The organism is Chryseobacterium jejuense (assembly GCF_900100075.1).
Lineage (GTDB): Bacteria > Bacteroidota > Bacteroidia > Flavobacteriales > Weeksellaceae > Chryseobacterium > Chryseobacterium jejuense.
Map to the genome: position 1 here is coordinate 694339 of NZ_FNEG01000003.1, position 23444 is coordinate 717782.

Annotated in this window: 24 protein-coding genes; 10 read left to right on the plus strand and 14 right to left on the minus strand. The window is 33.9% G+C overall.

Going from position 1 to position 23444, the window contains the following annotated elements; translation table 11 throughout:
- Positions 1 to 422 precede the first annotated feature (422 nt).
- Complete coding sequence (gene thrS, locus BLS98_RS12290; protein ID WP_089736791.1) at positions 423 to 2342, plus strand: threonine--tRNA ligase; 1920 nt, start codon at positions 423 to 425, stop codon at positions 2340 to 2342.
- Between the two features lie 149 nt (positions 2343 to 2491).
- A complete protein-coding gene (gene infC, locus BLS98_RS12295; protein WP_027372223.1) occupies positions 2492 to 2992 on the plus strand; it encodes a translation initiation factor IF-3 in 501 nt (166 codons plus the stop codon).
- 151 nt (positions 2993 to 3143) lie between these two features.
- On the opposite strand, the gene BLS98_RS12300 is transcribed toward infC, so the two are convergent.
- Positions 3144 to 3704, minus strand: coding sequence for a hypothetical protein (locus BLS98_RS12300; protein WP_089736792.1), 561 nt, complete (start codon positions 3702 to 3704; stop codon positions 3144 to 3146).
- Positions 3705 to 3853: 149 nt separating this feature from the next.
- Between BLS98_RS12300 and BLS98_RS12305 the strand changes: the two genes are divergently transcribed.
- Positions 3854 to 4972, plus strand: a complete 1119-nt coding sequence (locus BLS98_RS12305) for a resolvase (RefSeq protein WP_089736837.1) — start codon at positions 3854 to 3856, stop codon at positions 4970 to 4972.
- A gap of 89 nt (positions 4973 to 5061) precedes the next feature.
- On the plus strand, positions 5062 to 5628 hold the full coding sequence (locus BLS98_RS12310) for a hypothetical protein (protein WP_089736793.1): 567 nt from the start codon (positions 5062 to 5064) through the stop codon (positions 5626 to 5628).
- Between the two features lie 674 nt (positions 5629 to 6302).
- On the opposite strand, the gene BLS98_RS12315 is transcribed toward BLS98_RS12310, so the two are convergent.
- The 11 genes from BLS98_RS12315 to BLS98_RS12355 all read right to left on the minus strand — a co-directional run bounded on the left by BLS98_RS12315 (position 6303) and on the right by BLS98_RS12355 (position 15350).
- The gene (locus tag BLS98_RS12315; RefSeq protein ID WP_089736794.1) at positions 6303 to 6932 is read right to left on the minus strand and encodes a response regulator transcription factor; all 630 of its coding nucleotides are present in this window, start codon (positions 6930 to 6932) and stop codon (positions 6303 to 6305) included.
- 2 nt (positions 6933 to 6934) lie between these two features.
- Complete coding sequence (locus BLS98_RS12320) at positions 6935 to 9265, minus strand: tetratricopeptide repeat-containing sensor histidine kinase (protein ID WP_228425149.1); 2331 nt, start codon at positions 9263 to 9265, stop codon at positions 6935 to 6937.
- 85 nt (positions 9266 to 9350) lie between these two features.
- Positions 9351 to 9899 (minus strand): DUF4303 domain-containing protein, encoded by a 549-nt coding sequence (locus BLS98_RS12325; protein ID WP_089736795.1) that lies wholly within the window; start codon positions 9897 to 9899, stop codon positions 9351 to 9353.
- 24 nt (positions 9900 to 9923) lie between these two features.
- Positions 9924 to 10475 (minus strand): DUF4303 domain-containing protein, encoded by a 552-nt coding sequence (locus BLS98_RS12330; RefSeq protein ID WP_089736796.1) that lies wholly within the window; start codon positions 10473 to 10475, stop codon positions 9924 to 9926.
- Between the two features lie 154 nt (positions 10476 to 10629).
- Positions 10630 to 10791 carry a hypothetical protein gene (locus tag BLS98_RS23305; RefSeq protein ID WP_167356212.1) on the minus strand — a complete coding sequence of 54 codons (162 nt, stop codon included), beginning with the start codon at positions 10789 to 10791 and terminating at the stop codon, positions 10630 to 10632.
- A gap of 28 nt (positions 10792 to 10819) precedes the next feature.
- Positions 10820 to 11512 carry an SMI1/KNR4 family protein gene (locus tag BLS98_RS12335; RefSeq protein WP_089736797.1) on the minus strand — a complete coding sequence of 231 codons (693 nt, stop codon included), beginning with the start codon at positions 11510 to 11512 and terminating at the stop codon, positions 10820 to 10822.
- 9 nt (positions 11513 to 11521) lie between these two features.
- Positions 11522 to 12328: a DUF4274 domain-containing protein gene (locus tag BLS98_RS12340; protein ID WP_089736798.1), complete on the minus strand. Its 807-nt coding sequence runs from the start codon at positions 12326 to 12328 to the stop codon at positions 11522 to 11524.
- Between the two features lie 46 nt (positions 12329 to 12374).
- Positions 12375 to 12758, minus strand: coding sequence for a hypothetical protein (locus tag BLS98_RS12345; RefSeq protein ID WP_089736799.1), 384 nt, complete (start codon positions 12756 to 12758; stop codon positions 12375 to 12377).
- A gap of 113 nt (positions 12759 to 12871) precedes the next feature.
- Positions 12872 to 13021, minus strand: coding sequence for a hypothetical protein (locus BLS98_RS23310; protein ID WP_167356213.1), 150 nt, complete (start codon positions 13019 to 13021; stop codon positions 12872 to 12874).
- The gene (locus BLS98_RS12350; protein ID WP_228425147.1) at positions 13022 to 13549 is read right to left on the minus strand and encodes a hypothetical protein; all 528 of its coding nucleotides are present in this window, start codon (positions 13547 to 13549) and stop codon (positions 13022 to 13024) included.
- A 322-nt stretch (positions 13550 to 13871) separates the two neighbouring features.
- Positions 13872 to 15350, minus strand: coding sequence for a hypothetical protein (locus BLS98_RS12355; RefSeq protein ID WP_089736801.1), 1479 nt, complete (start codon positions 15348 to 15350; stop codon positions 13872 to 13874).
- Between the two features lie 289 nt (positions 15351 to 15639).
- Between BLS98_RS12355 and rpmI the strand changes: the two genes are divergently transcribed.
- The 6 genes from rpmI (at position 15640) to BLS98_RS12385 (ending at position 20877) form a co-directional block, all read left to right on the plus strand.
- Positions 15640 to 15837: a 50S ribosomal protein L35 gene (gene rpmI / locus BLS98_RS12360; protein WP_034694453.1), complete on the plus strand. Its 198-nt coding sequence runs from the start codon at positions 15640 to 15642 to the stop codon at positions 15835 to 15837.
- A gap of 117 nt (positions 15838 to 15954) precedes the next feature.
- Complete coding sequence (rplT, locus tag BLS98_RS12365; protein WP_034694451.1) at positions 15955 to 16299, plus strand: 50S ribosomal protein L20; 345 nt, start codon at positions 15955 to 15957, stop codon at positions 16297 to 16299.
- Positions 16300 to 16603: 304 nt separating this feature from the next.
- Positions 16604 to 17800, plus strand: a complete 1197-nt coding sequence (locus BLS98_RS12370; RefSeq protein ID WP_089736802.1) for a M28 family peptidase — start codon at positions 16604 to 16606, stop codon at positions 17798 to 17800.
- Positions 17801 to 17859: 59 nt separating this feature from the next.
- On the plus strand, positions 17860 to 19038 hold the full coding sequence (locus tag BLS98_RS12375; RefSeq protein WP_089736803.1) for a M28 family peptidase: 1179 nt from the start codon (positions 17860 to 17862) through the stop codon (positions 19036 to 19038).
- Between the two features lie 216 nt (positions 19039 to 19254).
- Positions 19255 to 20427, plus strand: coding sequence for a M28 family peptidase (locus tag BLS98_RS12380; protein ID WP_089736804.1), 1173 nt, complete (start codon positions 19255 to 19257; stop codon positions 20425 to 20427).
- A gap of 120 nt (positions 20428 to 20547) precedes the next feature.
- Positions 20548 to 20877, plus strand: coding sequence for a helix-turn-helix domain-containing protein (locus tag BLS98_RS12385; protein ID WP_228425144.1), 330 nt, complete (start codon positions 20548 to 20550; stop codon positions 20875 to 20877).
- A 55-nt stretch (positions 20878 to 20932) separates the two neighbouring features.
- On the opposite strand, the gene BLS98_RS12390 is transcribed toward BLS98_RS12385, so the two are convergent.
- Together BLS98_RS12390 and BLS98_RS12395 are read right to left on the minus strand one after the other, a co-directional pair.
- Positions 20933 to 21208, minus strand: coding sequence for a hypothetical protein (locus BLS98_RS12390; protein ID WP_089736805.1), 276 nt, complete (start codon positions 21206 to 21208; stop codon positions 20933 to 20935).
- 1 nt (position 21209) lies between these two features.
- A partial coding sequence (locus BLS98_RS12395; RefSeq protein WP_139166108.1) for an RHS repeat domain-containing protein occupies positions 21210 to 23444 on the minus strand: 2235 nt, incomplete at its 5' end.

Here is a 23444-nt window from a genome sequence, read left to right on the forward strand (position 1 = left end):
TTCTGATGTCTTATATTTTTGAAAATAAGAAGCTTACTTTTAATCCTCTTCCAACATTTTGAGGGGCTTAAAATACTACTATTAATGGCTTGTTATCATATTTATAATGAGTATGTGAAATTTAAAATATCTATTACTTTTTCTTTAATTTATTCAAAAATGATTTTATAAACCCAATCCCCCCTGCAATCAATAAGGATAATTGAGAGGTTTAATCAGTAAAAACCAAGTCTATATACCATTCTTTTCCAATATTTTTCTATTCCCTCTCTTATGACAGATTAACTGGTTTAAAAGTTCATAAAACCTAAAGTTTAAGATCTTTTTCACCAAAAATATTAATTCTCATTCTAAATAGGTCTTGATATAGTATTTTAACTAAAAAATGCGTATTTTTGCATCTTAAAATTTTTTAGTAAACAATGATAAAAATTACACTTCCAGACAATAGTGTCAAAGAATTCGAAGGAGCAGTAACTGCTCTAGATGTGGCAAAATCTATAAGCGAGGGATTGGCTAGAAATACCATTTCCGCAATTGTTAATGATCAACAAGTAGAAGTAACCACACCTATAACCACGGACTCTACGGTACAACTTTTGACCTGGAATGATGATCTTGGAAAGAAGGCTTTCTGGCATTCTTCTGCCCACCTTTTGGCGCAGGCTATCCTTGAATTTTATCCTAATGCTAAACTGACTATTGGTCCGGCAATTGAGAACGGATTCTACTATGATGTAGATTTCGGGGATGAAAGTTTATCTGAAAAAGATTTTGAAAAGATTGAAAAGAAAGTTCTAGAAAACGCTAAAAAAGGTTCTACTTTCTCTTTATACCCGGTTTCTAAAGAAGACGCTTTAAAAACATATGCAGACAACCCTTACAAAGTGGAATTGATTTCTAATCTGAATGATGGAGAAATTACTTTTGTAACGCATGATAACTTCACAGATTTATGTCGTGGAGGACACATTCCTAATACAGGAATTGTAAAAGCTTTTAAGGTTTTAAATGCTGCAGGAGCGTATTGGAGAGGAAATGAAAAGAACCCTCAATTAACAAGAGTATATGGTATTTCCTTCCCTAAACAGAAGGAACTTACTGAATACCTTGAAAGATTAGAGGAGGCTAAAAGAAGAGACCACAGAAAGCTAGGTAAAGAACTTGGAATTTTTGCATTCTCTGAAAAAGTAGGTGCTGGTTTACCACTTTGGTTACCAAAAGGAACTGCTTTAAGAAGAAAATTGGAAAATTTCCTTTCAGATGCTCAGAAAAAAGGAGGATATGAATTTGTAATGTCTCCCCACATCGGATCTAAAGAATTATATGTAACTTCCGGACACTGGGATAAATATGGAGCAGATAGCTTCCAGCCAATTAAAACTCCAAATGAAGGAGAAGAATTTTTGTTGAAACCAATGAACTGTCCACACCACTGTGAGATCTATAAGACATCACAATGGAGCTACAGGGATTTACCAAAAAGATATGCAGAATTCGGTACTGTATACAGATATGAGCAAAGTGGAGAGCTTCACGGATTAACGAGAGTTCGTGGATTTACTCAGGATGATGCGCATTTATTCTGTACTCCGGATCAGCTATCTGATGAATTTGAAAAAGTAATTGATTTAACACTTTATGTTTTCAAGTCTTTAGGATTTGAAGATTTTGTAACTCAGGTTTCATTAAGAGATCCTGAAAACAAAGAAAAGTATATCGGTTCTGATGAAAACTGGGAAAAAGCTGAATCAGCAATCATCAATGCAGCTCAGAAGAAAGGTCTTAAAACTGTAGTTGAATACGGTGAAGCAGCATTCTACGGTCCTAAGCTTGACTTCATGGTGAAAGATGCATTAGGAAGAAAATGGCAGCTTGGAACAATCCAGGTAGACTATAACTTACCGGAAAGATTTGATCTTCACTATATCGGAAATGATAATGAGAAACACAGACCGGTAATGATTCACAGAGCACCTTTCGGTTCTATGGAGCGTTTTATCGCGATCTTATTGGAAAACACTGCGGGAGATTTCCCTCTATGGTTAAGCCCGGATCAGTTTATCATTCTTCCAATCAGTGAAAAATATGTAGATTATGCAAAAAAAGTTTCACAATTTTTGGAAAATCACGATATTAGCGGTCAGATTGATGACAGAAACGAGAAAACGGGTAAAAAAATCCGTGATGCTGAATTAAAGAAGATTCCTTTCATGCTTGTAGTAGGAGAAAATGAAGAGAATGAAGGTACCATTTCTGTAAGAAGACGTGGTCAAGGAGATCTTGGAGTCATGAATCTGGAAGATTTCGCAGCTTACTTCAAAAAAGAAGCAGCTGTTTAATAAAAAACAATTAAGGTATTGAGAGCTGTAAGATACACTCTCAATACTTTACATATAAATGAGTAGTTAACCAATAAAATTATAATACAATAGCACAAAGATTTAACAACAGGGGCCCACAAAGACGTCCTGTACAGGAGGACTTACACTTGATCAACGATAAAATTCGTGTGAGAGAGCTTCGTTTGGTGGGCGATAACGTAGAGCCAGGAATTTATCCAATTGACAAAGCAAGACAGATTGCTGCAGAACAAGAATTGGATCTAGTAGTAATTTCTGATAAGGCAGAACCTTTTATTGCAAGAGTATTGGAATATAAAAAATTCTTATACGAGCAAAAGAAAAAACAAAAGGAACTTAAAGCTAAGCAAGTAAAAGTGGTTGTAAAAGAGATCCGTTTCGGACCTCAGACAGATGACCATGATTATGAATTCAAAAAGAAGCATGCTGAGAAATTCCTTGAAGAAGGTTCTAAATTGAAGACCTACGTATTTTTTAAAGGACGTTCAATCATCTTTAAGGATCAGGGAGAAATCTTGCTTTTAAAACTTGCTCAGGAACTAGAGCATGTTGGTAAAGTAGATCAGCTTCCTAAGCTTGAAGGAAAGAGAATGATTATGATGATGAGTCCTAAAAAACCAGCAAAATAATTAAGTCATTATTTTACATATAAAAACCTCAAATTACTTTGAGGTTTTTTTATATCAAAATTTTCACAGAAAAGGTCATAAGAAAAAGAAAGAGGGGTTATGTTGACATCATTTGTATTAGTCCCCTCTTTCTTACAGGTTTTAGTAGTTTTTATCCTTCAAAATTGCCACAATCATGCTCTTTAAAAAGCGGTAAAGCTTTTTGGGTTGTAAAATATTTGGCTACTCTTTTCTTATCTAATTCGAGTTTTTCACCTTCTACAACCAGTTCATAAATGGGTGCTTTATCAATTTGTGTTAAAATATAAGTTCTGTCTGATGTTTTTAAAACGGTTGTATTTCCTTCGCCGGAGACAGAGAAATTATTAATTTCAAAGGCATCCTTCTTATCACAGATATTGGTCCATTTAATTTTATCCTTAGTAATAGATAAGCTTGTCAAATCACATGAATAGCAGTTTCCAGAGAACTCAATACCATATTTTTCATAGACATTTTTGCTTTTTATTTCCAGTACATCAATAGGAACCAGTTCTGAAAAATCACCCGGTACTTCTATTTTTGAAATAGTATTTTTTTCCGAGGTAAGTTTAGAAACTGTATCTGTTTTTGCAGCGGTAGAATCAACATTGTTCACTTTTTTTTCTATAGAAGTTGAACAGGATGCTAATAAAACTACTGCAAATGAAAAGCTGGTTATTGTTTTTTTCATCTACAATGAATACTTAGTTTTAACGGTGTAAAATTGATTAAAATATACGATTCAATATATCCCTGTTTTCAGCCATTTATTGCGCATATTCAGGCGTTTTGTTGGCTGCTGAATTGAATACTGATACATTTGCCCGAAAAAACAGGACAATGAAACCTATATATTATTTTTTCATATCATCTACAGTAGTATTGATGGGATGTAACCCACAGAATAAATCGTCAGAAAATCAAAAAGCAGAAACTGAGGTTTCTCAAAAGATCATCACATTTGCTGATTTCAAAAAGATAAAAGGGGTAGATAATGTGCAGGAAGTTCCTTTTCAGTTATTTACCAAGTTGGATTCTGTACGGTTTTTTGTGAGTCCCAATAAAACAGCTGCTCATCTGAAAATTGCGTATAATAAACTGGATAACTATTATGGATTTGAAGAGTTTGATGACTTCTACTCTATTCATTACAGCATTAATAATACTATCTCAAACAGCATTGAAGCTTTTGTGTTGAAATCAGAATTCACAGCCTCGTTTGATTTGACTTTGAAAGGCCTGGATCTGTATGAGATCAGAAGCAGTACATTGAAAGATTCTCAGGATTTTAAAAATAAATCATTCAGTAAATATGGCACGATAACAGAGGTTTCTGAACAGGAGTTTAAAACTGCTTCTGCCCATCAAATTGATGAAGCTCTGGTAAAAAATCCACAGGTTAAATTAAAGGATAATAATTGGATCTATACTGAAAATTCAAAGGAAACGGTGATTACACAACATGAGAATGTATCTACAGAAGACGGAACATTATCCAATGAATATATAGGGCAATCTCCTTCCTTGCATCTGGAGGTTTTCAAGGAAAATCCGGTAGAAACTACAGACGTGTACTATTCTTTTTATAATGTAAAGCCTACAGCAGGTTTTTCTTTATTTACAGGTGGATATCCCCACATTCTTCCCAGTAAAAACTGGATATCTTATATTGGTTCAAATAATGATGTAGGAAGTAATTTTGATATCAGTACTTATGTAGAACAAAGTCATACTCAGGAAAACCTTTTATATGTAAACTTCACCAACTTCAAAATTGGCGATGAAACAAAAGCTTTCTGGGCGGATGATGAAACCTTTTATGCCGAAATTTATCCTACCAATTCAGCTTCATCCAATGGCAAAAAGCAAAAAGCGGCTTTCATCAAAATTAAGTTGAAGGCTGATCTGTTTCGAATGAAAAAAAAGTATCCTAACCCCTATAGCAATTGGCCTAACTAGGAAAGAAGTAAGATAAAAACCCCTGAAACCAGCCAGTGTTTATAGAGGTAAAGTCCAATATCTTTGCATCAGTTATTTAAAGATATACCATGAAGAAAATAAGTTTAGCGATTCTTTTTTGTTTACTAAGTTTTATGACTTTTGCACAATCATTAAAGGTAGTTATTAAACAAGACGGAAAAGTAATTGAACCTGTAAATGATGTTTATGATCTGAAAAAATCTCCTTTTACGTTTGAATTTACAGCTAACAACCTTGAAGGTTTTTTAGTGGGAGCAACAACAAATAAAGATATTTATGCAGGAGCTATAGGGGTATTCAATACTGAGGTTCCATGGTTTCAAAATACAGGGATGGCAGAGGAACTGTATAACAAGGATAAAGAAATGTTTCTGATGGATTCTGCACCGTCTTATTGGTATTATACAGGGATAAAAGATCACAGATTTGATAAGAACCCTAAAGGCAATTTAAAGCAATGGACCGCTACCCGTACGATTACAAGGTTTTATGATGTGATGGTGGCACAGCCTCTCCATTTAAAAGATGTTGGCGGAAGAGTTTATCTGCTTATGTATGAGCCAACATACAATGAAGAATATGATTTAACAGGAAAGAAAAACCTGTTTCAAGCTACACTTAGATTTAAAGATTAATAATTGAACACCTAATTTTAAATTTATATATAGAAAAGGTCTGCTTTTACGATGTAAGCAGACCTTTTTGCTGGTATTAATATCTGGCGCTGAATTAAACAATTAAGATTTTTAAGGGGATATTCTTTGCAAGTAGTTTCTAACCACATAGGCACATAGAGTTTGAAGTATCTATTCATAACATTTCTAATATCATCTGTGAAATCTGCGTAATCTGTTGGAACTAAACACAAACTTATAAGCTTTGTGTTTGCCCTTAAATATCATTTGATACCGGTTTATAGTGACCTGAGATATTTTATAAACGCAAAGGTTTTATTTTTAATAACGTATTATTTTAAGGAAGCAAAACAGGGAATCGATTAGCATCGATTCTGATGAAGCGAAAACTTAACATATACTTTTATCTTTATTCACAATGCTCTCCAATATCATCTGGGAAATCTGCATAATCTGTGGGAACTAAAAACAAACCTATACCTTCATGTTTGCTTATGAATATTATTCGATAATCGGTTTATAGCGACCTGAGATATTTTATAAACGCAAAGGTTTTATTTTTAATAACGTATTATTTTAAGGAAGCAAAGCAATGAATCAATTTCATTGATTATTTTTAAGCAAACGTTTACTCGTATGTTTAGTTAACAGCTTTGCTACCTTTTTAGCATATCTTATTCGATAATTAAACCGTATTCTATGGCCAGTTTAATGGCAGAGCTAAGATTGGAGGTCTGGAATTTTTCAATGAGATTTTTACGGTGGCTTTCTACCGTGTGTGGGCTGATGAAAAGCTTTTCTGCCATCTGATTAGTGGTAAGCCCTTTTGCCGCTTCTGCCAGGATTTCTTTTTCTCTTCGTGTCAATTTAGGAACCTGACTCAAGCCATCCGGAGATTTTTTCTCCAAAACAGAACGGGTTTGTGAACATAAGAATTGGTTACCGGCATATACGGTATTAATTCCTTCCAGGATTTCAGAAACGGAAGCATTTTTTTGAATGTAGCCTAAAGCTCCTTCTGCTAAAGTACTATTAATAACAGGCAATTCATTGTGAACGCTGAGCATAATGATCTGAAGGGTTTCATATTTTTTCTTTAAAGGCTTTATAAGCTCAATGCTGTTGATGTCTGCTAAATTGATGTCTAGTAATAAAATATCAACGGCTTGTTTTTTCAACCCTTCATTCATTTCTGAAACATTTCTGAAACACTCTACAACGTCTATATTATTGTTATTTCCTAAAATATTTTTCAACCCTTCCAATAGAAGCGGATGATCGTCTGTTATGGCTACTTTTATCATATTTAATGAGTAGGAATTTGAAGTTCTATACTGGTACCAATATTCAATTGGGACGTGATATTCATCGTTCCTTTTAAAAACTGGATTCTTGATTCTATATTATGAAAACCTGCTGTTTTTCTAAAGTCTAAGCTGGAGAGATCAAACCCTTTACCATCATCTTCTACTGTAAGATGTAATACATTGTCCTCTTCACTGATCTGAATGATAATTTCAGAGGCTTTAGCGTGTTTGATGGCATTATTAACTAATTCCTGAATGACTCTATAGATAAGCAGTTGTTTTTCTTCTGTTATGGAATTACTGTAATTGATAAATTCTGTATGGATATTTAATGCACTGTTAGACATGCGGGAAGCAAATTCCTGAATGGCTGCTACCAAACCGTATTTCATTAATAAATCAGGCATTAAATTATGGGCTACCCTTCTCAGTTCTTCTACAGCACCATCAATCTGGTTTATTGATTTTGAAATGCCTTCCTCTATATTTCCGGACTGATGCGGATCTAAAATAGACAGCTGAAGCTTAGTTCCGGAAAGCAATCCGCCTAATCCATCATGAAGATCGCGGGCTAAACGGCCACGTTCCTTCTCCTGCCCCTCCAGCAATGCAGTAAGTGTGGAAATTTTAGAGTTTTGTTTCTCTTTTTCCATGGCCAAAGCATGCAGTTCGTCCCTTTGTTTAATCGATTTTACGCGTTGTTTATAAGCATACAGCAATAAGAAGATTAAAACAATGAAAATGAAAATAAAAACAATATAGTAGGTATTGATCTTTTCTTTGAATGCCAACAGCTTTTTATAGCTGTCGATATCGTTATTCTTTTGTTGGGTTTCCAGTTTAGCCAAACGAAGCTGCTGTTCTTTTTTCTCAGATTCCAGTTCTGAAAATTTTAAACGTTCCCGTTGGTTTTCTTCTACCAGTTTTAAGTTATTATAGACTTGTTCACGTTGTGCACGAAGGATATTGATCAGCTTAATTTGCTGTGCTTTTTTATCACTTTCCAGCTGTAGCTTTATATATTTTTGTTCCTGTCGTTCTTTTTCAAACTGAGATTCTAACCTTTTAGTGATATCCAGTTTTTCCTGATCGTAAACGCTTTTGTATTTATCAACATAGCTTTTATAATAGGTCAGTGCTTCTTTGTAATTGCCCTGTTCTTCGCTAACCCGGGATAAAGACTCTAGAATTGAAAGTTCAATATTATGGTCTCTCACCGGACTTTTCCCGATTTCCATGGAAGCTTTCAGAAAGTATGATTTTGCTAAATCATAATTTTTATCCTGTATGGCCAATTCTGCCAATATTCCAAATGAAGAAGCAATGTGAATAGGATCGCCGGTTTCCAGACTCACCTTATTGGCTAGCTGAGCATATTGCATCGCCTTCTCTGGGTTAAACTCAGTATATAAATTGGCCAAATTGATTGCAGCATAGGAAAGATTGCTCTTATTGAGCATAGATTCTTTATTTTTATTGAAAGTTGCAATAGCCTGCAGGTAAAACTGCTCTGCCTTATTTCTAAACTGTATATCCGATGGATTTTGAGCATATTTTTGTTCATATACATAGCCCATTCGCATATAGGCATCGAAGATCAGACCGGGATCATTTTGTTTGGATGCTAACAATAGAAACTGTTTACTGTATTTTTCTTCCAGTTGATATTCATTCAGGTTAGAATAAATAGTGGATAGTTCTTTGGCTACGTTACCAAATCTTCCATACAGTGTAGACGTTGTTGGTGAATTTTCGTAATAGTTAATCGCTTTCAGGTAAGCTGCAACAGCATCTGTGGTTTTGTTATTACGGACCAGAATCCAACCTTTTGCATATTCCAGATAGCCTTTAGCTTCGTTGCTATTTGTTTTTACACTGTAAGTTCTGGCCAGATCCAGACTTTTTGAAGATTCAGCTTCTTTATTGTCTAATCGGTAGTTCATTGCCTGAACAGCATACAATATAGTAGCATATTTTCCATCGGTCTGTTTTGATGCAATGGAAATATTGTGAGTTAAAATCTGATAGGATTTTGGTTTAGCATTATGAAAGAATAAAGCAGTGGCGTATTTGGGTGCCAGATTCAGCTGCTCTTCTGTTTGGTTTGAAGCATTGTTATACTCCTTCTCTAATTTGCTTAAAACATCTTGTGCCTGAGCAAAAAACGGACAAATAAATAACGTAAATATAAATAATAATCTGTGCCTCAAATCCTTTTCTTTATTAAGTTGTATTACATTAAGGAACGTAAATATAAGTAAAATACTTCTACTCAATTTTGGAGTGATGTTGTTTGGTAAAATATTTCCATTTCTGAAGTTTTCTTTCATTTTTAAATGTAGGATCTTTATTTAAACTACAAGTTTTATCATGTTTATCCTTGTCAAGGTTTGAAACCTTGACAAGGATATTTATTTAGCTATTCTCACTTTTAAATTCAATAAATTCACGTAGCAACTCAGAATCTACATTTATTGCTAATGCCGAACGTAATGCTACATCAGGATGCTCATCTACCGATACAATAAATACAATATTCTCAATCTCTAAACCTAAAATATTAACTAATGATTCTTTAGCTTCTTTCATTCCTACTATATAAAACTGTATGTTTTTTTCAATCTCTTCTTCTTTGTTAGCACCACTTTGAATTTTAGGTACAATGACATCCCCATAATATTCATTTATTTTTTTAGTAAAATCATCTAAAAAGTCATCTGCAAAAATCCCATCAACAATTGACATTGTCCATTCTTCTGGTAACCATTTTAAATTATAGTGTTGTTTTGTTAAGCTCCCCAAAGTAGAAACAGACATTGCCGCAACCGTTGCTTTCCTGTTTAACTTCAAAACCATTGCATAAATACTTTGATTTTTTTTTCTGTATTTATTATATAAATATGAAAATTCATCAATAATTTTGTGCCTTAGTGCTTCAATATTTTCTTTATACCATTGTTCCATTGACCCAATTAAAAAATTTTGTTTTTAGCTATTCTCATTTTTATATTCAACAAATTCACGTAGTAACTCGGAATATACATTTATTGCTAATGCCGAACGTAATGCTACATCAGGATGCTCATCTACCGATACAGTAAATACAATATTCTCAATCTCTAAACCTAAAATAGTAACTAATAATTCTTTAGCTTCTTTCATTCCTACTATATAAAACTGTATGTTTTTTTCAATCTCTTCTTTTTCATCAGCACCATTTTGAATTTTTGGCAGCATTATTTCTCCAAAATATTCTCTCATATCCTTATTAAATTGATCTAAGAAATCATCAGCATACATACCATCATCAACAGTAATCACCCATTCATCAAGTTGCCACTTTAGCTCAATATCTTCTTCTTTTTTTAATTGATTATGTGCAGCAACTGCCATATATGAAGTTGTACAAAATGAATTAGCATGAATAGTCATTCCATATATTTCATCATTATTTTCTGTACATTTTTTGTATAAGTACGAAAATTGGTCAACTATTCTACTTATTAGTTTCTCAAGATTTTGCTTATGCCATTCTTCCATTATTTATGTTTTAGATTCTTTCAGATAGGTAGATATTTCATTGAGCCATTTCAAAACATTATCATTATTTTCAAAATAAATATTCGAAAGATGAGATAGTCATCATTCATTCGTTTTTATTAGCCTTGTCAAGGTTCCAAACCTTGACGCTGCACTAAAACATGCTGTGAACTTCTAAACACCCGATATAATCCATTACGGTATTATCCTTTTTATAAGGCTTATCAATTAGGTTATCTCCACCGAAGTGAGTTTCTTCTAATGTCAGGGTCACCAGGATGCCCAGAAACGGGAAATTAACATTCTTTTTCATCATAGTTTTTATAATTATTGAGTCAGCTACTCTATTCCCAATAAGCAAATTTTGTGTTTAATTTTTCAAATGCTGTTTCCTGTTTAATGAGTTTTTCAAATTCATCAAAAGTGAGTAACCCTTCCCTTTTAAACTCGCTCCCGTTAGGTTTTCTGTAGGTATATTCAAAAATATCACGTTGGTAAAGATTCTCCAGAATTTCAACTTGTTCTGGTTTTAAATACTTACGATGTGTCTTTAGCTGATTATGTAGATTTTGTTTGATTTCTTCTTCGGAATCCTCATAAAACATAGAATCTTCATCCATTTCAGTTAAAGATTCCAAAAGTTGTCTAAAGATAAAATCCTGAAGATTTTTAGCTAGAATTTCAGCATCTGAGTCGTGCCGAAAAAAAGTAATGGGAACTTCCCCATTCACTTGCATATCCAATTGAAAAACATACATATCACCAGCTCCATTTCCGGCAAAAGGAACCATTCGGTATTTTGGGCTGATGTCGTAAATCTCGTGATGAATCATTTCCCTAATTCCCTCACGATAAGAAATTGGCTCCCAAATTTCGATATCATTTCCAAATAAAAGCAAAGGAGGATTTTCTTTTAGTCTAGAAAAAGGAATATTAGTATCCCAATCGTCAATGATCATTCCGTCATCATATAACTGCTTATACAACTCGGGATAAGTAAAATTAAATTTCTTCTCTAAGTCTTGTAATGTATTCATACATATGTTTTAAACAGTTTTTCTAAAGATGTCCGGAACTTCCCAAGCTATTTTTTTCTTTTTATACTTAACTTTCTCGTCGGTTTGAGGGTTGTAGCTCAATACTTCAGGATACTTGTTGTTTACAATATTATTGATAATGCCCTGCAGCATTGTGTTTGTATAGGTATATGCAGAACATTCGGTATACAATCTCCAGAATATCAGTACTGCAGTCCCTTTATCACATAACCGGCGTTGTAAGATCTGAGCTGCATATTCCGGTTCATCTATAAAATTGGCAATGTTGAATAGTTCAATCGCTGATTCAGCCTCTCGGATATTCTTTTCCCATTCTCTGTCAAACCACACATCTACATCATCCTTTTCGTAATAGATATAGGCTTCTTCGCCATTTGTTTTTTGAAAAATCCAGTCCGGAATAATGAATTCATCCTCATACAATGGCGCAGGGTCAAACTGAATCTCTGTTTTTTGATAAAAGTTATTGGGATAGTTTTCCAGAAGCGTTTTTAACAAGATAAACACCTCATTTTGGGATGCATCTTTGAGTGTTTGATCTAATTTATAGTACTGAAAATCCTGTGGCTGAGACAGCCAGAAGAGTTCTAAAGCAGTGGCTTCACTGCAAACGGGACTTTCTGCAATCCATTGTAAGACTTTTACTCCATCATCCCAATTGTGATGAGTGGCGAGATAATGTAATTCTTCTGAAGTTTTTAATTGTTTGAGTTTTGATTCATTCAGCTCTTCTCGTGGGATGCCTTCATAGAAATGAGTATTTATGAAATTTTGTTGTTCTGAAGTAAGATTCATCTTTAGATCGTCTTTTTTAGTGATTGGTGGGTTTTAAACTTTAAAATTATATACTCGTTACAATTTCATCACTTCCAAAATCGTTTTCAATCCACCCATGGAATCCCATGCACATTCCATCACCATCAAGGGTATTCAGCTCTTCAATCACTTCTTCATCTTTATACAAAACAATATTGGTTTGTAATGCTAAGCGATAGTTTTCATTTTCCAACGAATCAAAAATTCCGTCCATTTGCATCATCATTCCGTAAATAGTGTTGTCTATGGCTTTTATATGAGCTTCCCTAAGTATGTTGTCTGCTTCTGATGGGATTTTATTGATGGCATATTTCCGGATATTTTCGAAAACAATATATCCGGCCCCATGTTGCATCCATAATTCTCGATCACGTTCATCCGATGGCGGGTTTATTAATTCTTTTTTCATATTATTTGAATTTAATTCAGCATTATTTTCAGTGGCAAAAATATCAAAATGCGGTCTTTGTATACCATAAAACCCTGATGACAGTTTAAATACAACCTTGATAAATACTTCTTTTAAACAGATAAACTATCCAATAATTCTTTTAACTTTTTATTGCTTTTCTTATTGATGACCAATGCACTGTCTTTTTCTATAATGGGCTCTCCCGGAATGCTTAAGTAAAAGACGATACCTTCAACTTCATCACCATATTTTTTCAGCATTTAAATTTTGGCAAAGAAATTAAACGTTTGTTGAGCAACTAGCTTGGATTTTGTGTCTGATGGATCATTAATTTGTTCTTCATACAATTCTATTCTTATGATTTTAATATCACCCGGAATTTTGTAAATTTCATCCTGTGTATAATTGTATCCCTGTATATTTGCACTTTCTTTCCCGGGCTTCTTTTTGATTTCCACATAATACTTGAGCGTAATAGAATTCCCACTTTGTTCTCCTCTTTCAAAACGAATTTTCTTCACCTGATGAATCGTATGTCCACCGGAACTTATATTTCCCTGTATCCGAAACTGTAGTGCTTCAGCATTTTTGGAAAGCATGAAAATTATGGGATTAAAGCGTTCTGTAACCGCCTTACGAGTTGTATAGGTATGAATTTTACCTGTTTCGGGAATTTCTTTTGTAATCCGTTTGGGTTCTGTGTAAATAGCAGTAACCTGCAATTTTTGAGCATTGCCTTTACAGCCCAAAAGGGCAAAAAGTGAAGTTAAAATCACGAAATGTTTCACCCTCTTATCTTTAATAAATATTTGAGTTAAAGATAATCAAAGCTGTTGGCTCAAAATATCCCTGATAATAGTGGTTTTTGACCTCTAATCTGATATATCAAAACATGTTTTAATATTTAGGTTAGTGTGAAAGGCCTGAAGCTGGGAGCTGGAAGAAGGGAGTTATAGAAGTCATATAGAATAACTGTTTGTCTTTTTTAATTTCCTTGTGTTCTGTCTGTCACTAATGATCACTGAGAGGAACTTCCAGCCTCATTCTTCCAGCTTCCGGCCCACTTTTACTTAATTTCTTTAACCAACTCGGTTTACTAAAAACGCTACATCATTCTTTATACTCCTTTCCGGAATAAATATCAATATAATAGTAAATAGTTTGTCCTGAACCAGACTTAATACTTACGAAACCATCCGAATTAATGGATTGGTAAGCTTTTGAGCCAATGCTTTTTTTACTCTTATTGTCGAAAAGTATATATGATCCATCCTGATCTTTCTGAAGGGCATACATCTGTTTTTCAGTATCTAAAACCGAGATATTATAGTATTCAGGATTTATCTCCCAGGCTTTTTGAAAACTATTCCACAAGCCCATGGTTCTCAATTGTTTTTCGTTTTCAATTCGGATAAGATAGGTGTCATTCATGCCTGTATAATAATTTATTTTACCGAATTTCCAGTTTTTGTCAACGTATTGATTGGGTAAAATCATTTTTCTATCGGGCCAAACCAGATTCCCGACCTGATCTAACACTTTGAAATCGTAGGAACCAATGGAATCTGTAACATTTCCTTTGATATCGATATAAAGCCAGTCGTATGCCCAAATCTCATGATCGTAATTAAAAACACCTAGTAAAAAATAAGGAGAATTGGTGATAGAATATACTAAAGAAGCTTTTTTTATGAAATCGATTTGTGAAGCAGTTGCCTTTGTAATTTCTTTTGGAAATACCTTTTCATACTGTGGAAAAGGATAAATATCATTGGTTTTGTTATCTATTAAAAGTTTAGGGACTTCCGGTTCATAACGTTCTTTATTAACGTCTTTCAGTACTATGGTTTCTTTTCCGAATTGTATTGAAAGGGTTTCAGAACCTGTCAAATTGCTTTGAATGGCTTTTTTCTGATCCAATCCGTATATTGAAAAGTTTGCATTTGAAGCTTTAATAAAACGTTTATTCTCCAATAGCTCAACAATATTATTTTCTATTTTACTTAAACCATTTTTTTTGATTCCATATAGAGTTCCATTCCAAAATATATGGTTTTCATCTACAGCAATAAAATTGAGATAATAATTATCCTCTAAGTACGGAATGTCTTCATGAAGTAAGCTTTGCTTACTCTCTAAGATTCCAATCTCTATTTTATGATAGGTCTGTTCTTTTTTAATGCCACTTCCCATGATATTCCAGTCCCATTTCCATACCGGCATTTTCTTTTCATATTCAATATCTTTTTTATAAAACGTAAGCCCGTTTACAACATTTAAATTAATTTCCTCAGCTGAAAAACCCAACACTATTTTTCCACTTTCATCTATTACAGCATATTCATTTTTTTCATTCATAACAACAGCAAAACCTGTAACAGTAAACAGAGATGCACTTTGATATTTTTGATTATTGACTGGTTTCAGATTTGTTTTATCCACATAAATAAACTCATTCTGTTGAGTTAAAAAGGGAACGCTATTGATGGTTTTTATTTTTGAAGATGCTAATTGAGAATTATCTCTTTTTTCCTGTGTACAAGCAAATGATGTGAACATAAAAAAGACACTGCATACTATTGTTTTCATACTCCGAAATATTCATCAATATTAGAAAGAAGCAAAGAGTAATACAATCCCGATTATCAGCTATATTTTAGAATACACTACGTTTTTCGGAGCTTATACTCTCCCAGGATACACTTTCAAAGCTTCTTCAAGTATCAGAATTACCCTCAAAAACAATATGTTTTTAGAAAGTCTTGTTCTGGAAAGGAAATATTGATATTTTTTTTGTACTTTTGCAAACTATTATTCCTAATGTCTTTAGGAAACCATAAACAGATATTGATAACAAAAACAATAAAAAAGCAGAACAATGCCAAAATTAAAAACGAAATCAGGTGCTAAGAAACGTTTTGCTCTTACTGGAACAGGTAAGATCAAAAGAAAAAACGCTTACAAAAGCCACATCTTAACTAAGAAAGAAACTAAGCAGAAGAGAAATCTTACTAGCACTTCTTACGTAGCTAAAGTGGACGAGAAAAGCGTTCAACGTCAATTAGCAATTAAGTAGTTTTTATAAATCTATATTCGGTTTATAAGAATTCAAACAAATTCATCATTTTAACCCTGAAACGGTGCAAATAAGAGTAACATTAGTTGCCGCCCTTTTCAAAAAAACAATTAAATTATGCCAAGATCAGTAAATGCGGTAGCTTCAAGAGCTCGCAGAAAGAAAATTTTTAAGCAAGCTAAAGGTTTCTTCGGAAGAAGAAAGAACGTTTGGACTGTAGCTAAAAACGCGGTAGAAAAAGCAATGCAATATGCTTACCGTGGTAGAAAAGAGAAGAAAAGAAACTTCAGAGCACTTTGGATCACTCGTATCAACGCGGGAACTAGAGAGCACGGAATGTCTTACTCTCAATTTATGGGAGCTCTTAAAAAGAACAACATTGAGCTTAACAGAAAAGTTTTAGCAGATTTAGCAATGAATCACCCTGAAGCTTTCAAAGCTGTTGTAGATCAAGTAAAATAATGTAGAATACTATTTTTGTTATCAATATAGTCCCGGGTTTTGCCCGGGATTTTTTATTTATATATCCCTTCTTTTACCCTATTCAATGATTTAACATCGGTATTCAATATCTTTTACCTTAAATGTAAAATATAAGGTTGAAATGATATTTAGATGAAAATAAAATTAACTTTAAGATTAAATAATATTACAGGTTATATCATTATTAAAAAATCAATTAAATACAAATGAATCACGCCGATTAACAATATAAAATCACTATTAATTCTTATATTAGCAACTGAAAATTAATTCAATTGAATAAATGAAAAAAATAGCTGTTTTTTTGTTTACCTCCTTAGCGTTGCAGAATATCGGAGCCCAGAATCTTATTCAGGCCTATAAGACCAGAGCGGATATGGTTTCCCAAACAAACATCACGAACAATCTTACTGATTTTGAAAATCTTGGGGTAAAAACTACCGGATCCCCTGTAAATACCAATACCCTGAACTGGCTGAAGAACAAATATATTTCTTATGGATATACTGCCAGCCAGATTGAGGAAGACCCTTTTACTTATACTACTTTTGGTGGAAATAGTACGAGTTCTAAAAATTTGGTGATTACTAAAACAGGAACTGTTTATCCTGACAAATATGTAATTATCTGTGGACATTTTGATACGATTGTTGGACCTGGAGTAAGTGATAACGGCAGTGGTACTTCTATCCTTTTAGAAGCCGCCAGAATATTAAAAGATATTCCTACTGAATACTCTATAAAGTTTATTCATTTTTCGGGAGAAGAACAAGGGCTAAAAGGAAGTTATCATTATGCAGATTACATTGCTTATCAAGGAAATACACGTACATTAGATATTAAACTGGTTCTCAATATAGACCAGGTAGGTGGTCAGTTAGGAAACAATAACAATACAATCACTTGTGAAAAAGACATCAGTGGAATGTCTGGGAATAATGCGGCATCAGCTGCGGTTACACAGGAGTTGGCGGTATGTACAGGTCTTTATTCTCCACTTCAAACTTTTACATCTAACGCTTATAGTTCAGATTATATACCTTTTGAAGCCAAAGGTTATACCATTACCGGCTTTTATGAATATATCAGAAGTGAGAATGAACACAGCGTGGACGATACTTTTGCGAATATAGATCCTGTCTACGTTTATAATGTAGGTAAAGCAGCTGTAGGAGCATTACAACATTTTGCGGTAGCTACTACTACCAATAATGCTCTTGGAACCCAGGAAAGTACGGGACAGAAAATATCAGAGGCTGTAAATATTTATCCTAATCCGGCAAAGAACCAGCTAACTGTAGAGTTTCCACAAAAGACTAAGCAATTCAATATTGAAATTTCCGATATGACCGGAAATACAGTGCTTCATTCTGAAAATCAAAATAAAATAGATACTACCCAATTGATTAATGGCGTTTATATGATTTCTGTAAAAACAGACAGAAGCCATATCACCAGAAAGATTATCATTGAAAAATAATCATAAACGGGTCTCAGTTCCTATACTAATGTATTATTTAGTCCTATAATATTCACTCGATGAAAAAAATCACTTCTTTTTTATTAATCACCATAGCTTCATATAGCCTTAGTGCACAAAGTTTTATTCAAGCCTATAAAAACAGAGCTGATGCGGTTTCTCAAACAGATATTATTACCAATCTGCAGGCATTTGCCAATTTGGGATTAAAAAAAACAGGGACTCAAGCTAATGCTAATGCACTCAATTGGATTAAAGATAAATATATTTCTTACGGATATACCGCCAGCCAAATGTCAGAAGATACTTTTCCTTATGGAAATACAACTTCAAAAAATTTAATCATCACTAAAACGGGAACAGTATATCCTGATAAATATGTTATTATCTGTGGGCATTTTGATAGTATTACCGGCTCTGGAGTTAATGATAATGGCAGTGGTACCTCCATTATTCTGGAAGCGGCAAGAATTTTAAGAACAATTCCTACTGAATACTCTATTAAATTTATTCATTTCTCAGGAGAGGAACAAGGGCTTTTAGGCAGTTATCACTATGTTGATAATGTTGTTTATCAGGGAAGCAATCGTGTTCTGGATATTAAACTAGTTTTCAACTTAGATCAGGTGGGAGGTGTAATGGGAAATATTAATAATACGGTATATTGTGATGAAGATCAGGGAGGCCTTCCGGGAAATAATGCTGCTTCTGCTGTGGTAACTCAAGAGCTAAGAAACTGTACAGCTTTGTACTCTACCCTTCAAACAGCTGTTGATCCTGCCGAAAATACTGATTATATTCCTTTTGAAGAAAGAGGGGAAGTTATCACCGGTTTTTTTGAAAGAATAAGAAGTAGTTATCCACATACTATTAATGATACTTTTGCCAATACAGATCCTGAATACATTTATAAGATAGGAAAAGCAGCTGTAGGAGCACTACAGCATTTTGCTGTTGCTACAACACAAACATTAGGAACTCAAGAATCAGTGTCCAAAAACTCTTTAGAATCTATAAAAATCTATCCTAATCCGGCAAAGGACTTCATCAATATTGAATTTCCGGATTCTAACATAAAGAGTTTCAGTTTTGAGATTACTGATTTTGGAGGACGTTCTTTATTTAAAACATATAATGAAACTAAAGTTAATATTTCAAGCCTTGAAAACGGTGCCTATGTTGGAATTATAAAAACTGGCGACAAGACTGTGGTAAGAAAGGTCATTATTGCCAGATAATTCTACCTATTTTAAAGCATTTATTTAGATACTTAACCTCTTTGAATTGTTCAAAGAGGTTTTTTATTGTTTAAATTATTAATATTAAACAAGATAAACATTACTATCCTTCTACTTATTTAGTTTTATGATAAAATTTTATGGATACCATAAAATTTTAAACACTTCGTTGTGATTTATTTATTATATTCGCAATACCATTTAAAAATTTAATATATGAAAAGAATTACCACTCTTTTATGCGCTTCAATAATTGCGCAGAGCATTAGTGCTCAAACTTTTATTCAGGCTTATAAGGACAGGGCTGATATGGTAACCCAAACCAACATTACAACGAATCTTCAGGATTTCGGTAGTTTTGGGATTAAAAAGACGGGAACTCAAGCCAATACCAATGCCTTAAACTGGATCAAAAACAAGTATCTTGCTTATGGTTATACGGCCAGCCAGATTACAGAAAGCCCTTTCACCTATGGATCAGCAACTTCAAAAAATTTAATCATTACTAAGACCGGAACCCTTTATCCTAACAAGTATGTGATTATTTGTGGTCATTTTGATACCATTAACGGACCTGGAGTTAATGATAATGGCAGTGGGACATCTATTATTCTTGAAGCAGCCAGAATATTACAAAATGTTCCTACAGAGTATTCTATTAAGTTTATTCACTTTTCCGGAGAAGAACAAGGGCTGATTGGGAGTTCTCATTACGTTAATAATGTAGCTTATCAAAACGGAGTTCGCAAACTGGATATAAAGCTGGTCTTCAACCTGGATCAGGTAGGTGGTGTAAAAGGAAATAACAATAATACGGTGTACTGTGACGAAGATCAGGGAGGCCTTTCCAGTAATAATGCAGCTTCAGCAGCAGTAACACAACAGCTTAGAAACTGTACGGCCCTTTACTCTCCACTTCAGACTGCCGTAGACCCAGCTGCAGATACTGATTATATTCCTTTTGAACAGAAAGGTGAAATCATTACCGGTTTTTTTGAAAGAATAAGAAGTACTTTTCCACACAGTTCCAAAGATACTTTTGCCAATGTAGATCCTGTTTATGTTTATAATATTGGAAAGGCTACAGTGGGAGCTTTGCAGCATTTTGCAACAGCCTCTACCACTTTAGCAGTGAATAAATCAGTTTCACAAAATAGATTAGAAAACGTGAAGCTCTACCCTAACCCGGCCAATAACATCCTAAATATTGAATTACCGGATAAAGCTTCCAATTTCACCTTTGAAATAACCAATGTATCAGGAAGAACCCTATTGAAAGTGAATAATGAAACAAAAATTAATGTTTCAGCTCTGGAAAGAGGTGTTTATGTTGGAATTTTAAAAGTGGGAGATCAAACTCTTGTTAAAAATATTTTGATTGAGAGATAAATCTATATTTCAAGACAACAATAAAATATAATACAAAGACCCCTGCCGTATGCAGGGGTTTTATTTTATATAAGGATGGATTAGTTTATGCGAGTTGAGGCAATTATTTGGGGGATGTATTTGTGTAGTTTCTCGAACTTAGGTATTAATAGAAATGCCACGAAAGATTCGTGCGGCAGCGTAGGGGGCAAACTTGTAGGTGTTCACGGTGCTGTCATCGGAAGATATGAACGTGAGGAAGTAAAACCATCCATTGAGATGGCAACGCAACTGACGGAAGTTTTGGAAGTTTCTTTGGATTATCTCGTAGGTTCTACGGATGTTCTTTTGGAAAAAAATATCGTCTCAAAAATCCTTGATATCCAAAAACTAAAAGAGAACGACAGACAACATGTCTTCGCTCTCCTTGATGCGTTCCTTAAACAAACTAAGCTGCAAAGCATTTTATAAAACAACAAAGCCACTCGTTTGAGTGGCTTTGGTATTACTTAATTACAAAGTAGATTTAAATTATTTCAAGCTCGTATCCTTCTTTAAGTTTCATAATATCTTGTAATAAAATGGTATCTAACGTATCTAAATCAAAAGTAAATGCTTGGTAAACCACATCTTCTATAAGTACTTCATTGAGCTCTTGTATAGGTAGCTTTGTATCCTCACTAATTAATAAACTATTAGATTTATTGATATTCTTTTTATCAATATCTTTTATTACTCCAGCTACAACTAATTTCTTTTTATAGCTTAAGGTAAAAACTCTTTTAATTATAAAAACTCCCATATTATTTTAATTTTTGTGCATTTTGCTCCGCAAAGTCAAAAGCTGCTTTAGTTTCCCCAGTTACCGCTCCTTGGGTTGTATTCTGTCCTTTTAAGTTACTAGTATTCAATCTATACAATTCATGCAATAGAGTTTTTCTTAATTCTAAAGGAGAACTAAAGGCATCTTTACCAAGAACAAAAGCATTTTCCTCAAAAAGAGTAAGACCCGACATTGGAGCTTCTGGTTCAACAACAATTGTTCTTCCACCTATTTTAACTTCCTGGCCAGTTCCTAGCTCAAAAATTTTCCTAAGAGTTTTCTCTTCTTTAAGAATAGTTTGTGCCTCATTTAAAACTTTAGCTTCGGTACTTAATACTCTTCCATAGCCACCAAACATATTATAACCACCACCACCAAATTCTAGCATTTCCTCTCGCTTGCTATTGCCCATCAACCGGAATATTCTGTCCATTTTTGTCTCACCTTCATTATAAAAAGGGCTGGCTTGCCATTGACGATAAGAGTTCAGGCCTCCATATTTATCAGCATTGGTTTTTGGACTAAATTGTCTACTAAAATAATTCCCTAATCTAGTGAAGAAACTATCTACCTTTCTTCTTACAGTAATTATAACTTCTCCTACATCAATCGTTTTTCCATCCCCTTGGTCTCCTGGTCCACCTGGAGCTAAGCCATCTATATCTATATATTTTATCGGATTATTGAAAGCATAATTATACGGGCTATGTCTTGGCATATTCTCTGCCATTGGATCAATAACTCCCCATCTTCCCAAGTCTGGCATGTAGTTTCTCCAGCCATAATCATACATCCCTGTTTCCTGAAGCTCCTTCCCGTTGTACTTATAGCTCTTATACCCATCTATTAACCCTTTCAGTCCACCTATATGATTTAATCCAAAAGGATAATAGCTATTAACATCCGTAACTTCAAGAGCACCTGAACCATCTTTAGCAAAACTTACTCTCGTATTTCCTAAGTGATCTTTATACTGATAAATATACCTATTTTCTGTGAAACTATAAAAACCTTCTGAAGTGGGTACAAAATCCAGTAGCCATTTAGAATTAGAAAGAGATATTGGATTAATAATTTTTCCGTATGCCTGTTCCTCGTAAGCTGTTTCTGTTCTGCACTCTAAGCATAGCTCCCCATTGCCGGTAAAACTATATTGAAAGCCATCAAGATAGTCTGTTATATTTTCTGTTAGAGTTGCTTTAAAACCTGTTTGTCTAAAAAATTTACGAAGTTTCACTCCGTCTGCACGATAAAGATGGCTAATGCCGGTAGTAGTTACACCTCCTATAATATTAGCTTGTTTAATGGTAATTCCATCAGGAAGATTCAGGTAATTATAGCTGATACTTTGAATTCCTTTATCTTTCATATTAATCATATTACCATTCATATCATAGTCAATCAAATTACCACCTCCTTCATAACCTGCTTTATTCTGTGTGTCATCTGTTACATTTTGTAATCTGTTTCCCTGATAAGCATAAATAAGGTCATCTACAAGCAATACTGTATTCGACTTACTTTTACCTGTCCTCCAAAGACGGGTAATATTCCCATTCAAATCATAATTCATTTCTTCATTGAAAAATGATTTATCTGGTACTGTTGTATAAGGTTCCCTATACACTCCGGAGTTTAAACGATTTAACTTGTCATATGCATAATGATATACTTTATAGATATCATCATCAGGAGTTTTCCAATGAACTTCCGAGATATTCCCTCCATATTGTGGAGTGGAGGTTGTGGGAATTGACGGGTTTTGATACTTTAAAGCATAACCAAATAGCTTTCCATTCAGAGTAGAAGGATCATTAATCTGAGTCAGCCACCCACGGATATTGTATTTATAATCCATCTGCTGAAGCGGAGATCCTATTGCAATCCCTCCTACTTTTTTAGATTCCAGTTGGGAAAGTTCATTGTATGTATTCTGGGTAAGGATTTCTACAGGGTTGTTATCTATCTGATGTTTGTGTACAAGCAACCTGTTCTGATGGTCATATTCGAAATTCTCTGTAATCACTCTTTCTGTATCAGTTTCCAGCCTTTTATGGCGGGTGATGACAATTTGAGGTACTCCTGCAAAATCCAACTTGGATTCTGTTTTGGTATACCCGCCCAAATGATTGATGGAATGGGTTCCTATTACTCTTCCTTTGGTATCGTAATAACTATAATTCTTCGTCCAGTTATCATCTTCAATATTCTTTAC